This is a genomic window from Micromonospora sp. NBC_00860 (assembly GCF_045207375.1).
In the GTDB taxonomy this organism is placed as follows: Bacteria; Actinomycetota; Actinomycetes; order Mycobacteriales; family Micromonosporaceae; genus Micromonospora; species Micromonospora vinacea.
Genome location: NZ_CP108825.1, coordinates 4,703,178 through 4,716,597, shown reverse-complemented (window position 1 = coordinate 4,716,597; position 13,420 = coordinate 4,703,178). Strand labels below are relative to the sequence as shown.

Sequence of the window (13,420 nt, the reverse complement as noted above, 5' to 3'; positions counted from 1 at the left end):
GGCGATTCGCCGGGCCCCTCGTCATTTCCCCGTTGGTGCCGCCGGTCTTGTCAGCCGGGCAGTCGCGCCGGCGGCGGGTAGACCGAGCCGTCCTGCGGGTCGAACAGCATCAGCCCGTGCTCGCCGGCCAGCCGCTCGATGTCCAGTAGCACCTGATCCGCGCAGGTCGGATGCAGGTTCAGCTCGACGTGGTCGTGGGCCGCGTGCAGCGGCGCCACCGCCCACGGGCTGTTCGGGCCGGGGTGACGGTCCGGATAGGACGCGGTGATCGCCCGGTAGAAGCTGACCACCCGCGGGTCGGGGTAGCGGTCCACGTGCCGTCCCTGTCGGCAACCGTCGACCGCTGTCCGCACGTCCTCGGGCGTCGCCCCGTCCTCCAGGGCCCACACGCTCAGATCGAAACTCACGGCCGATAGCGTGCCATCCGCCGTTCACCATGTCGAAACTGCCTCGCCGCCGGTCAACGGTCGATCACCGCGGGCTCCGGCCGGGACGGTCCGGTGTGGAGACTCTTGCGTCGAGTTGCGTCGATTCGCTAGCGTACGCACTGCGGTCACTGGCCGAGTTCGAGGCGCCGGCCCGTCTTCGGGTGGCGCGGTCGACGTCCGGCCCGACCGGTCCGCACCCCTCGGTTGTGCGAGCCACGCGCACTCGTCGCTGACCGGCCCCCACTGTCGTTGCCGAGACGGTGGGGGCCGATCGCGCGCCCGACCAGATCAGCGACGGTGTGCGAAGAGCGCGCGATAGTCGGAGTTGCCCCGGAACCACGCCAGGCCGGTGGGGCCGGCCGCGTAGAGCGCTGTGGCGTAGGCGTCGGCGATCGCCAGATCGGGGCCCACAACGGTGGCGGCGACGAGGTGATCGGCCGGCTCGCCGGTGTGCGGGTCCACCACGTGCCCCTGCCGCCCGGTCACCCCGGAGGTGCCGACCGCGCCGGCGGTCATCTCCAGCACCAGCGGCGCGCGCTCGGGTGCGGTCGGGTGGTGCACGGCGACCCGCCAGGGCCCGCCGTGCGGCGCGCGACCCCGGACGACGAGGTCAGCGCCGGCGAGTACGGCGTAGTCGTGGATGCCGGCGGCGCGCAGTCGCTCCGCTGCGCGTTCCACCGCCCAACCGCCGAGCAGGCCGCCCGGATCGAAGCCGCCGGGCACCGCCCAGGCGTCGAACCACCCGTCGGTGGCCGCCCGCATCGCGGCGCAGCGGTCCACGAGATCGGCGAGCGGCGGGTACGACTCGGGGCTGATCTCGTCCCGACGCAGCCGGGAGACCAGGCTCTCCGGGCGGTTGGGGCCGTAGGTGAGGTCGATGGCGCGCAGCTCGGCGACGCTGTCCCGCAGCGCCTCGCCCACCCCCCGGCGGCCGAGCCACTCGGGTGCGTTGAGTAGCAGGGTGTACTCGGCGGTCGCGGTGCGTACGGTGTGCTGCACCGCGATCCGGCCCTCGGTGGCGGCGGCCGGGTCGATCCGGTGCCGGCGGCTGCCGAGTCGAAAATCCGGCCGACGGTTGCGGAACGCGGACGGGTCCGGCCAGCGGGTCCGTGGCTGCTCGTCGATGCGCATCGCATCTGCCCCCTCGCACGTGGCGCCGCGTCCTCGCGACCCCGTTGCTCAGCGGGCCCCCGCGACCCGCTGGGTACTACCGTAGGCAGCGGAGATGACCGCCCCATGAGTCCCAGCTGAGAGGGTGCTGTGCATTCCCGCGTCCCATATCGTGGACGCAGCGTACCGGGAGGCGGGACGGCGACGTACCGTTGCCCGAACGGAACCGTTGAGCAGAGGAGTGCGGTCGTGGCGCGGATCGCGGTGGTGGCCGGAGACGGCATCGGGCCCGAGGTGGTCGCGCAGGCCCGCAAGGTCCTCGACGCGGTGCTGCCCGACGTGCAGGCCACCGAGTACGACCTCGGTGCCGCCCGCTGGCACCGTACCGGAGAGGTGCTGCCCGACTCGGTGCTGGCCGAGCTGGCCGGGCACGACGCGATCCTGCTCGGCGCGGTCGGTGACCCGACGGTCCCGCCGGGTGTGCTGGAGCGGGGCCTGCTGCTCAAGCTCCGCTTCGCCTTCGACCAGTACGTCAACCTGCGCCCGTCCCGGCTCTGGCCCGGGGTCGCCGGCCCGCTGGGCAACGTGAAGCCGGGCGAGGTCGACCTCGTGGTGGTGCGCGAGGGCACCGAGGGGCTCTACGCCGGTGCCGGTGGTTCCCTGCACCGGGACACCCCGGCCGAGGTCGCCACCGAGGAGAGCCTGAACACCCGGCACGGCGTGGAGCGGGTGATCCGCGACGCGTTCGCCCGCGCCGGCCGCCGGGAGCGGCGCAAGGTCACCCTCGTGCACAAGACCAACGTGCTGACCCACGCCGGGTCGCTCTGGGCGCGCACGTTCGACGCGGTCGCCGCCGAGCACCCGGACGTCGCCACCGAGTACCAGCACGTCGACGCGGCGGCCATGTTCCTGGTCACCCAGCCGCAGCGCTACGACGTGGTGGTCACCGACAACCTCTTCGGCGACATCCTCACCGACATCGCCGCGGCCGTCACCGGGGGCATCGGGCTGGCCGCCAGCGGCTGCATCAACCCCGAGGGGGCGTACCCCTCGATGTTCGAGCCGGTGCACGGCTCGGCGCCGGACATCGCCGGGCAGGGCATCGCCGACCCGGTCGCCGCGGTGCTCTCCGCCGCGTTGCTGCTGGAGCAGCTCGGGCACAGCGAGTCCGCCGCCCGGGTCAATGCGGCGGTCGCCGCCGAGCTGGCCAGCCGGGTTCCGGGCGTGACGCTGCGTACCGAAGAGGTAGGCGATCGGCTTGCCGCCCACGCCGTAGCCTGACCTTCCCGACCCGAGTGGCGACCGGCCCGCGGCCGGTCTGCCCGGGCGGACCGGCCCACCGGACCGGCGCTACCGGCTGAACGACCGTTCGGGGTAAGTTTCTGGCACAGCCATGTCGGTGTGCGGTCCCGCATGCCGTTGTTCCGCAGGGAGGTCCGCGCGATGAGCGGTGGTGACAAGCTCGACTTCGAGATCCGTCCGAATGCCGCGCCGGTATCCGCTGCCGACCGGGCCGCCCTGATGGCCAACCCCGGTTTCGGCCGCGTCTTCACCGACCACATGGTCACCGTCCGCTACGCCGACGGGAAGGGCTGGTACGACGCACGGGTGGAGGCGCGAGGCCCGATCCCGATGGACCCGGCCAGCGCGGTGCTGCACTACGCGCAGGAGATCTTCGAGGGGCTCAAGGCGTACCGCACGTCCGACGGTGGCGTGACGATGTTCCGGCCGGACGCCAACGCCGCCCGCTTCGCCACCTCCGCGCAGCGGATGGCGATGCCGGTGCTGCCGCCGGAGGTGTTCGTCGACTCGCTGCACAAGCTCATCGAGATCGACCGGGAGTGGATCCCCACCGGCGAGGACGGCAGCCTCTACCTGCGGCCGTTCATGTTCGCCAGCGAGGTCTTCCTCGGCGTCCGCCCGGCCAACGAGTACCTCTACATGGTGATCGCCTCACCGGTCGGGGCGTACTTCACCGGTGGCGTCAAGCCGGTCACCGTCTGGGTCTCCCCGGACTACACCCGGGCCGCGCCCGGTGGCACCGGCGCCGCCAAGTGCGGCGGCAACTACGCCGCGTCGCTGGCGGCCCAGGCGGAGGCCATCGAGGCCGGCTGTGACCAGGTGGTCTTCCTGGACGCGGTGGAGCGTCGCTTCGTCGACGAACTGGGCGGCATGAACGTCTTCTTCGTCTACGACGACGGCACTGTGGTCACCCCACCGTTGACCGGCACGATCCTGCCGGGCATCACCCGCGACGCCGTCCTCACGCTGGCCGGCGCGGCCGGGCACCAGGTCGAGGAGCGGCCGGTCAGCTTCGCCGACTGGCAGGCCGACGCCGCCAGCGGTCGCCTCCGTGAGGTGTTCGCCTGCGGCACCGCAGCGGTGGTCACCCCGATCGGTGGGGTCCGCTTCCCGGACGGCGAGTTCCTGATCGGTGGTGGCGAACCCGGCCGGGTCACCATGGCCCTGCGTCAGCAGCTGGTCGACATCCAGCGGGGCAAGGCGGCCGACCCGCACGGCTGGGTGCAGCGGGTCTTCTGACCTCAGTCACCGCGCCGGCCCGCCCACCCGGACGGGCCGCCGCGGTCGGCCTACGCGTCGGTGGGCTGCTCCTGGGCGGGCTCGTCGAGCAGGTGGTCACGGAGCGCGGCGAGCTGCTCGTCGGTCACCCCGGCGTGACGCAGGTACGCCTCGACCGAGCCGTGCCCCGCGCGCAGCTCGTCGAGGAAGATCTGCATCGCCTCGGCGGGTGAGCTCAGGAACGGCGCCGGCACGTCCACCCCGCCCGGGGTGACGGAGGCCAGCCAGGCGCTGTACCGGGCCGACGCCGCACTGCTCAACGCGTAGTCAGCGGTGATGTCCGCGTCGTCGACGCCGAGCACGGCGAGGGTCAGCGCGCAGACGATGCCGGTGCGGTCCTTGCCGGCGACACAGTGCACCACCGCCGGGGCGTTGGTGGAGTCGGCGATCAGCCCGACCGCCTCGGCCAGCCCGGCGGTGCCGGTCTGGGCCAGGTCGGCGTACCGGTCCGCGAGGTACCGGGCCAGGCTCGCGCCCTCCTCGTGCGGCGTACCCGCCCAGTCGGCGTGCTCCGGGTGGATGTGCCGGTAGGTCAGTCCCTGGTACGCCGGCACCCGGCCGTCCCGCTCCACCTCGGTGGGGCGGCGCAGGTCGATGACGGTGCGGATCCCGATCGCGGCGAACGCGTCCCGGTCCTGCTCGGTGAGGCGGTGCAGCGAGTCGGAGCGGTAGAGCCGGCCTCGGCGTACGGGTCGGTCGTCGTGGCCGACGTAGCCACCGACGTCGCGGAAGTTGAAGGTGGCAGGAAGCGAGAGCTGGGGGTCGTTCTCGGTGACGTCCACGCTCACACGGTAACGGCCGGTGGGACAGCGTCCCACCGGCCGTCGGGCCGAACAGTCACCGTGCGGTGCCGGGTGGGAGCGCGCCGTACGTCTCGTCGTAGTAGCCACCCAGCTGATCCCGGTAGCTCGGGTCGCTGTGGCTGGCCTCGTCGTACTCGGGGGCGGCCTTGATCTGGTCCCGCGTCCGGTCGACGGAGACGGTGCGCTGGTCGTGGTCGACCTGGTTGACGGTGCCGGCCGGCAACATCACCTTCTTGCCGAAGATCCAGGGCCCGGTGTCCACGACCAGATAGCTGCCGCCCACCTCGTGACTGGCGCTGTCGATCTTGCCGATGCCGCCATCGGTGGCCTCGACCTTGTAGCCGACCAGGTCGGCGTCGGCCACGCCGGCCTGGTCACGGTAGCGCCAGGGGTCGAACGTGCCGGCCGGCGCGCCGCCGGGCACCGCGCCCTGGTCGCCGCCGCGCAGCGGGTCCGGCCCGGCGTGGGTGGCGTGCGGATCGATCCTGTCCATGCCGTTCACTCCTGACTGTCACCGATCAACTCATGTCTCCGCAGGAGCTACCCGGCCGTCGGGGGCCGGAAACGGCGACCGGCTCAGGCCAGTGCGGCCTCGGCGTCCAGGGTGACCGCCGCGGCGTGCACCACTGCGGAGATCCGCAGAGCCTCGTGCAGCTGCTCCCGGGTGAAGCCGATGCCGCGCAGCTTCTTCTCGTGCAACTCCAGGCACACCCCGCAGCCGGCGATGGCCGACACGGCGAGGCACCAGAGCTCGAAGTCGCCCTTGTCCACCCCCGGCCTCGCGATGATCTGCATCCGCAGTCGGGCCGGCATCGAGGCGTACTGCTCGTCGCCGATCAGGTGCTTGGCCCGGTAGTAGATGTTGTTCATCGCCATGATCGCCGCAGCGCCCTTGGCCGCCTCGACACCCTCCGGCCCGAGGTGCCCGAGAGCCTCGGCCGCGATCTCCCGCAGCACCACCGGGTTGCGGGCGGTCACCGCACAGGCCAGCGCGGTGCCCCAGCTCTGCGCCGGGGTCAACGCCGAGGTGCCGATGGTGGAGCCCAGGTTGAGCCTGATGTCAGTGGCGTACTCCGGCAGGGCTGCCGTGATCGCGTCCAGGCCCATGGTCAGACCCCGGCGGCGCAGAGGGTCTCGTCGGCGATCTTCGTCGGGCTGATGGAGGTGAAGTCCATCGGCCCGACGAAGACCACACACCACGTGCCCTCGTGGGACGTGTGGTTGATCGTCTTGGACGCGTTGTTGGCGCCCAGCGATACGCAGGCGGCGAGTCCGTGCTCAGGTAAGCGGTCACTGACGGTGAGCACAGGTCCTCCTTGCAGACGGCGCGGTGGCCGTCATCGGATCCGTTCCAGATGCTTCCGCACGGCAGTTTCCGCCAATGAGTGGCCCGTTGGCTTGTGAAGCCGATCACGAGCGGCGGCCCGGTGCGAACGAACTCTCCGTCACCATCCCGCTATGTGGATTGTTTCTCCCAAAACAGGGGAGGGGTGGCAGAGTAGCCACCGTGACCAGCACCGCCCTGATTATTGCGACCTAGCGCGCCGGCTCTCCCCTCTGCCGAGCGCGCAGACCTCCCGCATCCGCGGGAGGTCTTTTTGTTGCTCCGAGAAAGGATCCTGATGACGTTCCAGGTCTTCGACACCACGTTGCGCGACGGCGCCCAGCGCGAGGGGCTCACCTACTCGGTGGTCGACAAGCTGGCAGTGGCCCGACTGCTCGACGAGTTCGGCGTCGGCTTCATCGAGGGCGGCTGGCCGGGCGCGGTACCCAAGGACACCGAGTTCTTCCGCCGCGCCCGCACCGAACTGGACCTGCGGCACGCCGTACTCGTCGCGTTCGGCGCCACCCGCAAGGCCGGGGTTCCGGTCGCGGACGACCCCCAGGTGCGCGCCCTGCTGGATGCGCAGACGCCGGCGGTGGCCCTGGTCGCCAAGGCCGACACCCGGCATGTCGAGCGCGCGCTGCGCACCACCGGCGCGGAGAACCTCGCGATGATCCACGACACCGTCAACCATCTCGTCCGCGAGGGCCGACGGGTCTTCGTCGACGGCGAACACTTCTTCGACGGCTACCGGCACGACCCCGCGTACGGCGCGGCAGTGGTGCAGACCGCGCTCGCCGCCGGCGCCGAGCGGATGGTGCTCTGCGACACCAACGGCGGCATGCTGCCGTCCCAGGTGACCGCAGTGATCCGCGACCTGACCGACCGGCTGGGGATCGACGCCGCGCTGCTCGGTATGCACGCCCAGAACGACACCGCCTGCGCGGTGGCCAACACGATCGCCGCGGTGGAGGCGGGCGTCCGCCACGTGCAGGGCACCGCCAACGGGTACGGCGAACGCCCGGGCAACGCCGACATCTTCGCTGTCGTCGCCAACCTCCAACTCAAGCTCGGCATGCCCGTCCTACCGGAGGGCTGCCTGGCGCAGATGGTGCGGGTCTCGCACGCCATCGCCGAGATCGCCAACATCGCCCCCGACACCCACCAGGCGTACGCCGGGGCCGCTGCCTTCGCCCACAAGGCGGGGTTGCACGCGAGCGCGATCAAGGTCGACCCGTTGCTCTACAACCACGTGGACCCGTCGGTGGTGGGCAACGACATGCGGATCCTGGTCACCGAGATGGCCGGTCGGGCCAGCGTCGAGCTCAAGAGTCGTGAGCTCGGCCTGGACCTGGCCGGCAGCCCGGAAGCCCTGACCCGGGTCACCAAGCGGGTCAAGGAGTTGGAGGCGGGGGGCTGGTCCTTCGAGGCGGCCGATGCCTCCTTCGAGTTGCTGGTCCGCTCCGAGCTGCCGGAGGGCAGCCCCGCTCGACCGTTCACCCTGGAGTCGTACCGGGTGTTGGTCGAGCACCGCGAGGACGGCGCGGTGGTCTCCGAGGCGACCGTCAAGATTCGGGTTCGCGGTGAGCGGGTGATCGCCACCGCCGAGGGCAACGGCCCGGTCAACGCCCTCGACGAGGCGCTGCGGGTGGGGCTGACGCGGCACTATCCGCAGCTGCGTGACTTCGAGTTGGCCGACTACAAGGTGCGCATCCTGGAGGGCAGCCACGGCACCGGCGCGGTCACCCGGGTGCTGCTGGAAACCTCCGACGGCAGCGGTCGGGACTGGACCACCGTCGGCGTCCACCCCAACGTCGTCGAGGCCAGCTGGCACGCCCTGGTGGACGCCCTCACCTACGGCCTGGCCCCCGCCTCCGTCTAACCCCACCCCCTCCCTTCCCCCCCCTGCCCACCCCACCCTCGCGATCTTGCACTTTGTGTCGACGGGATGCGGCTTATGTCGCTGATGTCGGGACAGTAAGTGCAAGATCGACGGGGTGGGGGCGGGGGTGGGGTGGTGAGTGGTCAGGGGGTGGGGAGGGTGAGGGTGGCTTGGACCGGGCGGTGGTCGCTGCCGGGGAGGTTCAGCACCTTCACCGAGTGGACCGCTATGCGGTGGTCGACCAGGACGTGGTCGATGGTGACGGGTGGGATGAGGTCGCCGTCGTACGGACCCCAGGTGCCGGTCAGGCCCTGCCCGGTGGCATCGGCGGCGTCGACGTAACCACTGCGCAGCAGGGCCCGCAGTGGACTGTGGTCGAGGGTCGCGTTGAAGTCTCCGGCGAGGATCCGCAGGCCACCGTCCGGGGTGGCCGGTGGTTGGGCGGTCAGGTCGGCACGCCACGCGCCCACCTGGTCCAGCGCGTACGGCGCCGAGGGGTGGGCCGACTCGACGCGGACCGGGGGCCCGCCGGGGACGGACACCGTCGCGTACGCCTGGCTGAAGCCCCACCCCTCAAGGTTGCGTCGGACGCCGACGTCGGTGAGCGGCCACCGTGAGTAGAGCCCGGAGCCGGCGGTGCCGACCTCCGCGTTGAGCTGCCGGTGCGGCAGCAGCGTGTCCAGGCCGAGCCGATCCAGTGCGGCCTGCGCGTCCGGGGTGAACTCCTGCACGGTGAGCACGTCCACCTGGTGTCGGCGGACCAACTCCACAAGCCTTTCCGCGTCACCGGCGCCGGCGAGCAGATTGGCGGTGAGCAGCCGCACTGTCGGCCCGGCCGCCGTCGGCTGCGGGCTCGCCAGCGCCCGAGGTGTGACGGTGCCGAGCAACGCCACCGCCGCCAGGGCCGCGAGCGCCGCCGGCCACCAGCGCCGCAGGGCGAGCGCGAGCGCCAGGACCAGCACGCTGGCCCCCGCGACGTACGGCGTGAAGGCGAACGCCTGCACCAACGGTCCCCGGTCCAGGCCGAGCAGTCGGGCCACTGCCCAGAGGGCGGTGGGTACGACGGAAAGCCAGCAGAGCACCGTGCCGAGCCGAGCGTTCCGGCGGGCGGGCGGAGCGTCGATGATCACGAGAATGATCCTAGTCGGGCCCGGCGAAGCCATTTCATGAATGGTGGTGCGCTCACATTTCACAATTATATGACGGCTGGTTGACACTCCGGAAAAGCGAGATCAACTATTGACTGGCGGCTTTTTCCGGTGCTACGTTCCATCTGGCTTAAACGACGCAACTCTGAGTAGTATCCGCAGCTCAGAGGGGATGCAGATTGTTGAGAAACCAATCTCTTCGGGTGTGAGCGAGACAGCTTTACCCCGCCCAACCGTCGTCGTACGCCTATTTATGGGCAGTCATCCGTCCCGCCCCGCGGGTCGGCCGAATTCGCACGGTCACACAAGGGGGACCTGTCATGAGCACATCCTTCCGACGTAAGGTGGCGGCGGTCACGTTCGCTGTCCTGGGGCTCAGTCTCGCCGGTGGGGGCATCGCCATCGCCCAGCCGTCGGCGAAAGCGCCGCAGGAAGCGGTCCAGCCGGCGGCACGCGGCACGAACGCCCAGCCGCCGGTCAGCGCCGAGTCGGCGCGCATCGCGAAAGCCGCGCTGAAGGCGGGTGCGGCCACCCCACTGGTGGCCACCAACGTCTTCACCGTCGTCAACTCCAACGGCACCAAAGCGCGCGGCGGCGGCACCGTGGTCAAGTACGGCGTCGGGGAGTACGAGGTGATCTTCGGCCACACCGTCTCGGCCGGCGCCTTCCTGGCCACCCTCTCCCTGTCCGGCTCCTGCTGCATCCCGCCCGGTGGCGAGGTCTCGGTCGCCCCGCGGATCCTGACACCCAACGCGGTCTTCGTGCAGACCCGCAACTCCTTCGGGACCCCGGCCAACCTGGGCTTCACACTGCTCACCCACACACCCTGACCGAACCGACACCTGACACCCGGCCCCCGTCGCCTCCGGCGCGGGGGCCGGACCCTGTCCGCCCGGCGCGGGTTGCCCGGCCGGGTCGACGGTCCACGAGGGGTCGTGCCTCCTCGAGCGGTTCGTGCCGGTCGAGCGCTCACTGGCCGGTCGCTTGACACTTGAGTGCTCCTCGACAGACTCGCGACGGTCGTCACCCTTCCGCGCGACTCATCCCCATTCCGGCCACTCCGGGCCGGTCCGGCCCGCACAATCCGACGTTTGCCGAGCGTGTGCCAGGGAAGCAAGCACCGTGACGGACATCTCGGACACCCTGGCCAGCATGCCCAGCCCGGTCGATCCGGAGCCGACCGGCATCGAGCTGGAACAGACCCTCTTCGAGGTCAAACGCGTGATCGTCGGGCAGGATCGCCTCGTCGAACGCCTGCTCACCGCCCTGGTCGCCAACGGACACTGCCTCCTGGAGGGGGTACCCGGCGTGGCCAAGACACTGGCCGCGCAGACCCTCGCGACAGTGGTCGGCGGCACCTTCTCCCGGATCCAGTTCACCCCGGACCTGGTGCCCTCCGACATCGTCGGCACCCGGATCTACCGGGCGTCGAAGGAGACCTTCGACATCGAGCTGGGTCCGATCATGGCCAACCTGGTGCTGGCCGACGAGATCAACCGGGCCCCAGCCAAGGTCCAGTCGGCGCTGCTGGAGGCGATGGCCGAACGGCAGGTCTCGATCGGCGGGCGCAGCTGGCCGGTCCCGGAGCCGTTCCTGGTGCTGGCCACCCAGAACCCGATCGAGTCCGAGGGGGTCTACCAGCTCCCGGAGGCGCAGCGCGACCGGTTCCTGATGAAGGTGGTGGTCGACTATCCCAGCGACGCCGACGAACTGGCCATCCTCTACCGGATGAGCACCGACCGGCCGACCCCGCGCCCGGTGCTCGACGCGCAACGGCTGCGGGACCTCCAGCTCCACGCCGAGCGGGTCTTCGTCCACCACGCGCTGGCCGAGTACGTGGTGCGGCTGATCCTCGCCACCCGCGACCCGGGCCGGTTCGGGCTGCCGGAGATCGCCCCACTGTTGGCGTACGGGGCCAGCCCCCGGGCCACCCTGGGCCTGGTCGCGGCCGCCCGGGCACAGGCCCTGCTGCGGGGGCGGGAGTACGTGCTGCCCGAGGACGTCCGTGAGCTGGCCGTCGACGTGCTCGCCCACCGGCTGGTGCTCTCCTTCGACGCGGTGGCCGACGGGGTGTCGGCCGAGAGCGTGGTGCGACGGCTCGTCGAGGCGGTGCCGCCGCCCCGGCTGGCCACCGGACACCCGCAGCAGACACCGGATCTGGCGGCGGCATGAGACGCGCCACCACCGCGCCCGCCGACCCCGGCCTGGCCGAGCTGGCCCCGGACCAGCGCCTGCGCCGCCTGGAGCTGACCGTCACCCGTCGACTGAACGGTCTCCTGCACGGCCAGTACCGCGGCCTGCTGCCCGGCCCCGGCAGTGAACCGTCCGGCAGTCGCGAGTACAGGCCGGGCGAGGACGAGGTCCGCCGGATGGACTGGGCGGTGACGGCCCGGACCGCGGTGCCACACGTCCGGCAGGTCGACGCCGACCGGGAACTGACCACCTGGCTGCTCGTCGACGGCAGCGCCAGCATGGAGTTCGGCACCGCCGAGCTGGACAAACGGGAACTGGCGGTGGCCGCCGTCGCGGCGGTCGGTTTCCTGACCGCGGGCGTCGGCAACCGCCTCGGCGCCCAGGTGCTGCGCGCCGACGGGGTACGCCGCTTCCCGGCCCGCAGCGGTCGTACCCATCTGCTCGCACTGCTCCGCGCGCTGCTCGCCGCCCCGCGGGCCACCGCGCCCACCGACCGGCCGGGGCGTGAGCCGGCGGCCCGACCGCCCGATCTGGCCGACGGGCTCGACGCGCTGCACCGGATCGCCAACCGGCGTGGGCTGGTCGTGGTGGTCTCCGACTTCCTCGACGGACTGCCCGACGACCCCGGCCTGACCGCGCCCTGGGAGCGGACCATGCGCCGGCTGGCCGTCCGACACCAGGTGCTGGCGATCGAGGTGACCGACCCGCGTGAGCTGGAACTGCCGGACGTCGGCCTGATCACGCTCGTCGACCCGGAGACCGGCCGGCACCGCGAGGTGTGCACATCGGACCGTGGGCTGCGCGAGCGGTACGCGGAGGCCGCCGCCGCCCAGCGCGAACAGGTCCACCAGGCGTTGCGACGCAGTGGGGCCACCCACCTGCCGCTGCGCACCGACGGGGACTGGAGCGCCGACATCGTCCGGCACGTGCACGCCCAACGTCGGTTGGCCGCCGCGCCGGTCGGCCAGCCCCGGGGAGGTGCCGCGTGATCTGGCAGTCGCCGCTGCGACTCTGGCTGCTGCTCGGCGTGCTCGCCCTGGTCGTCGCGTACCTGGTGATGCAGCGGCGGCGCAGCCGGTACGCGGTCCGCTTCACCAACCTGCGACTGCTGGACCGGGTGGCGCCGCAGCGGCCAGCCTGGCGTCGGCACGTACCGGCCGGGCTCTTCCTGGCCATGCTGGCGCTGCTCGTGGTCGGCTTCGCCCGCCCGAGCGCCGAGGTCCGGGTGCCCAGGGAACGGGCCACCGTGATGGTGGCGGTGGACGTCTCCACGTCGATGCTCGCCACCGACGTCGAACCGGACCGGTTGGCCGCGGCGAAGGAGGCCGCCCGGCGCTTCGTCGAGGGCCTGCCCGACGAGTTCAACGTGGGTCTCGTCGCGTTCGCCGGCAGCGCCGCCGTGCTGGTGCCCCCAGGCACCGACCGGGGCGCCCTCGACGAGGGGATCGACCGGCTCGCCGAGGGCATCACCGGCGTCCAGGGCACCGCGATCGGCGAGGCCATCAACACCTCACTCGGCGCGGTCAAGAGCCTGGACAGCGAAGCCGCGAAGGAGACCCCACCCGCCCGGGTCATCCTGCTCTCCGACGGCGCCAACACCTCCGGGATGGACCCGATGGAGGCGGCCGCGGAAGCGGTGAAGGCAGAGGTGCCGGTGCACTCGATCTCGTTCGGCACACCGTCCGGGTTCGTCGACCGCGGTGGGCGGCCCATCCAGGTGCCGGTGGACGGACAGACCCTCAAGGCGGTCGCCGAGGAGACCGGCGGCATGTTCCACGAGGCCAGCACCACCGACGAACTGCGGGCCGTCTACGAAGACATCGGTAGCTCGGTCGGTTACCGCACGGAGCGGCAGGACGTCTCGGCCCGGTTCATCGGCCTCGGACTGGTGTTCGCGATGGGCGCCGCCGCCGGCTCGATGCGCTGGTTCTCCCGACTGCCCTGACCGCCGC

At 71.6% G+C, this 13,420-nt stretch carries 14 protein-coding genes; 7 read left to right on the top strand and 7 right to left on the bottom strand.

Annotation, left to right across the window (positions count from 1 at the left end):
* Positions 1-50 precede the first annotated feature (50 nt).
* Complete coding sequence (locus tag OH804_RS21580; protein ID WP_124774447.1) at positions 51-407, bottom strand: hypothetical protein; 357 nt, start codon at positions 405-407, stop codon at positions 51-53.
* Between the two features lie 309 nt (positions 408-716).
* On the bottom strand, positions 717-1,559 hold the full coding sequence (locus tag OH804_RS21575; protein ID WP_196921461.1) for an FAD:protein FMN transferase: 843 nt from the start codon (positions 1,557-1,559) through the stop codon (positions 717-719).
* Positions 1,560-1,787: 228 nt separating this feature from the next.
* Here OH804_RS21575 and OH804_RS21570 point away from each other — a divergent pair, with 228 nt between their 5' ends.
* Together OH804_RS21570 and OH804_RS21565 are read left to right on the top strand one after the other, a co-directional pair.
* Entirely contained in the window at positions 1,788-2,819 is a 1,032-nt protein-coding gene (locus tag OH804_RS21570) for a 3-isopropylmalate dehydrogenase (RefSeq protein WP_196921462.1), read from the top strand.
* A 162-nt stretch (positions 2,820-2,981) separates the two neighbouring features.
* On the top strand, positions 2,982-4,079 hold the full coding sequence (locus OH804_RS21565) for a branched-chain amino acid aminotransferase (protein WP_406059113.1): 1,098 nt from the start codon (positions 2,982-2,984) through the stop codon (positions 4,077-4,079).
* 50 nt (positions 4,080-4,129) lie between these two features.
* On the opposite strand, the gene OH804_RS21560 is transcribed toward OH804_RS21565, so the two are convergent.
* The 4 genes from OH804_RS21560 to OH804_RS21545 form a co-directional block, all read right to left on the bottom strand.
* Positions 4,130-4,936 carry a tyrosine-protein phosphatase gene (locus OH804_RS21560; protein ID WP_196921464.1) on the bottom strand — a complete coding sequence of 269 codons (807 nt, stop codon included), beginning with the start codon at positions 4,934-4,936 and terminating at the stop codon, positions 4,130-4,132.
* Between the two features lie 19 nt (positions 4,937-4,955).
* The gene (locus OH804_RS21555) at positions 4,956-5,414 is read right to left on the bottom strand and encodes a PRC-barrel domain containing protein (RefSeq protein ID WP_196921465.1); all 459 of its coding nucleotides are present in this window, start codon (positions 5,412-5,414) and stop codon (positions 4,956-4,958) included.
* 83 nt (positions 5,415-5,497) lie between these two features.
* On the bottom strand, positions 5,498-6,028 hold the full coding sequence (locus tag OH804_RS21550; RefSeq protein ID WP_406059111.1) for a carboxymuconolactone decarboxylase family protein: 531 nt from the start codon (positions 6,026-6,028) through the stop codon (positions 5,498-5,500).
* Positions 6,029-6,030: 2 nt separating this feature from the next.
* Positions 6,031-6,228: a hypothetical protein gene (locus tag OH804_RS21545; RefSeq protein ID WP_196921467.1), complete on the bottom strand. Its 198-nt coding sequence runs from the start codon at positions 6,226-6,228 to the stop codon at positions 6,031-6,033.
* 315 nt (positions 6,229-6,543) lie between these two features.
* On the opposite strand from OH804_RS21545, the gene cimA reads away from it, so the two are divergent.
* Positions 6,544-8,127, top strand: coding sequence for a citramalate synthase (gene cimA / locus OH804_RS21540; protein WP_196921468.1), 1,584 nt, complete (start codon positions 6,544-6,546; stop codon positions 8,125-8,127).
* 143 nt (positions 8,128-8,270) lie between these two features.
* Here the strand turns inward: cimA and OH804_RS21535 are convergent, their stop codons facing one another.
* A complete protein-coding gene (locus OH804_RS21535; protein WP_406066613.1) occupies positions 8,271-9,254 on the bottom strand; it encodes an endonuclease/exonuclease/phosphatase family protein in 984 nt (327 codons plus the stop codon).
* Between the two features lie 341 nt (positions 9,255-9,595).
* Between OH804_RS21535 and OH804_RS21530 the strand changes: the two genes are divergently transcribed.
* The 4 genes from OH804_RS21530 (at position 9,596) to OH804_RS21515 (ending at position 13,413) form a co-directional block, all read left to right on the top strand.
* A complete protein-coding gene (locus tag OH804_RS21530) occupies positions 9,596-10,105 on the top strand; it encodes a hypothetical protein (RefSeq protein WP_196921470.1) in 510 nt (169 codons plus the stop codon).
* A 292-nt stretch (positions 10,106-10,397) separates the two neighbouring features.
* Positions 10,398-11,447 (top strand): AAA family ATPase, encoded by a 1,050-nt coding sequence (locus OH804_RS21525; protein WP_406059108.1) that lies wholly within the window; start codon positions 10,398-10,400, stop codon positions 11,445-11,447.
* Complete coding sequence (locus OH804_RS21520) at positions 11,444-12,457, top strand: DUF58 domain-containing protein (protein WP_406059107.1); 1,014 nt, start codon at positions 11,444-11,446, stop codon at positions 12,455-12,457. The genes OH804_RS21525 and OH804_RS21520 overlap by 4 nt, the downstream gene beginning before the upstream one ends.
* Positions 12,454-13,413, top strand: a complete 960-nt coding sequence (locus OH804_RS21515; RefSeq protein WP_196921473.1) for a VWA domain-containing protein — start codon at positions 12,454-12,456, stop codon at positions 13,411-13,413. Before OH804_RS21520 ends, OH804_RS21515 begins: the two co-directional genes overlap by 4 nt.
* Positions 13,414-13,420 lie beyond the last annotated feature (7 nt).